Genomic DNA, 1,617 nt, shown 5'->3' with positions numbered 1-1,617 from the left:
AACTTCGTGGACAACACCCCCGGGGTGTCCCACACCGTGGTGGTCTCCGCCGACGGACTCCTTCTGGCGATGTCCGAAGGCTTCCCCCGTGACCGAGCCGATCAACTGGCGGCGGTGGCCTCCGGCCTGACCTCGCTCACCTCCGGAGCCTCCCGCATCTTCGAAGGCGGCGTGGTCAACCAGACCGTCGTCGAAATGGAACGAGGCTTCCTCTTCATCATGTCGATCTCCGACGGATCCTCCCTCGCCGTGCTCGCTCACCCCGAGTGCGACATCGGCCTCGTCGGCTACGAGATGGCCCTGCTGGTCGATCGCGCGGGCAATGTCCTCACCCCGGATCTCCGCGCGGAATTGCAGGGGAGTCTTCTCAACTAGCAAACATGGAGTGCGTTTCGCGCCACCGCGCCATAGGGTGCGGTGGCGCGACCGGCAAGACAGGCGAGTTGGAGGAGGACACGTGGCAACGCCCCCTAGCGGATATCCGTACGCCCACGGGCAGCCGTCCGAGCCGCGCGGAGAGGCGCCGATGAAGCGCTTCAACTTCCCCTCCGCGCCCAGCCGTCAGGCCCGCTCTCCACAGCAGCCGGAGCCGCAGCAGGAGCAGCAGCCCCCGCGGCGGCAGCCGCAGCGGCCTCAGCAACAGCCGTACACGCCCTCCTACGCGCCCCCGGCGCCGCAGGAGGGGTCTTGGTACGACGCGCCCTCGGCGCCGCGTATCGAGCCCGTACAGCCGCCTGAGCGCCCCGCTCCGGAACCTTCCTCCCCCGCGGGCGGCACTCATAACCCTCTGGTGCGCCCGTACGCCATGACTGGGGGCCGGACCCGGCCCCGGTACCAGCTCGCCATCGAGGCGCTGGTGCACACCACGGCCGATCCCGCTCAGCTCCAGGGCCAACTGCCCGAGCACCAGCGGATCTGCCATCTGTGCCGCGAGATCAAGTCGGTCGCCGAGATCTCCGCACTGCTCGCCATTCCCCTCGGCGTGTCCCGGATCCTCGTAGCCGACTTGGCCGAGGCGGGGCTCGTCGCCATTCATCAGCCGGGCGGCGACGAGTCCGCCGGCGGTCAGCCTGACGTGACACTGCTCGAAAGGGTGCTCAGTGGACTTCGCAAGCTCTAGCGGTGCAGCCCGCTCCACCACCTCCGCGAAAATCGTGGTGGCGGGCGGCTTCGGCGTGGGCAAGACCACGTTCGTCGGCGCGGTCTCGGAGATCAACCCGCTGCGCACCGAAGCCGTGATGACCTCCGCCTCGGCGGGGATCGACGACTTGACCCACGCACCGGACAAGACCACCACCACGGTGGCGATGGACTTCGGCCGCATCACGCTGGACCAGGACCTGATCCTGTACCTGTTCGGCACGCCCGGCCAGGACCGCTTCTGGTTCATGTGGGACGACCTGGTCCGCGGTGCCATCGGCGCGGTCGTCCTGGTGGACACCCGCCGACTCGCCGACTGCTTCCCCGCGGTCGACTACTTCGAGAACTCCGGACTGCCCTTCGTCATCGCCCTCAACGGCTTCGACGGACATCAGCCGTACACCCCCGAAGAGGTCCGCGAGGCTCTCCAGATCGGCCCCGACGCGCCGATCATCATCACCGACGCCCGCCACCGCA

3 protein-coding genes are annotated in these 1,617 nt (G+C 68.6%); all 3 read left to right on the top strand.

Going from position 1 to position 1,617, the window contains the following annotated elements; translation table 11 throughout:
• Window positions 1–375: roadblock/LC7 domain-containing protein (locus KN815_RS42805; protein WP_191070320.1), on the top strand; the 375-nt coding region annotated here is incomplete at its 5' end.
• A gap of 82 nt (window positions 376–457) precedes the next feature.
• Window positions 458–1,120, top strand: coding sequence for a DUF742 domain-containing protein (locus KN815_RS42800; protein ID WP_216347164.1), 663 nt, complete (start codon window positions 458–460; stop codon window positions 1,118–1,120).
• On the top strand, window positions 1,101–1,617 hold a 517-nt coding region (locus tag KN815_RS42795), incomplete at its 3' end, for a GTP-binding protein (RefSeq protein WP_216347163.1). The genes KN815_RS42800 and KN815_RS42795, both read left to right, overlap by 20 nt.

Origin of the sequence: Streptomyces niphimycinicus, assembly GCF_018883605.1 — a bacterium.
GTDB classification, from domain to species: domain Bacteria; phylum Actinomycetota; class Actinomycetes; order Streptomycetales; family Streptomycetaceae; genus Streptomyces; species Streptomyces niphimycinicus.
This window is presented reverse-complemented; position numbering and strand designations above follow the sequence as displayed.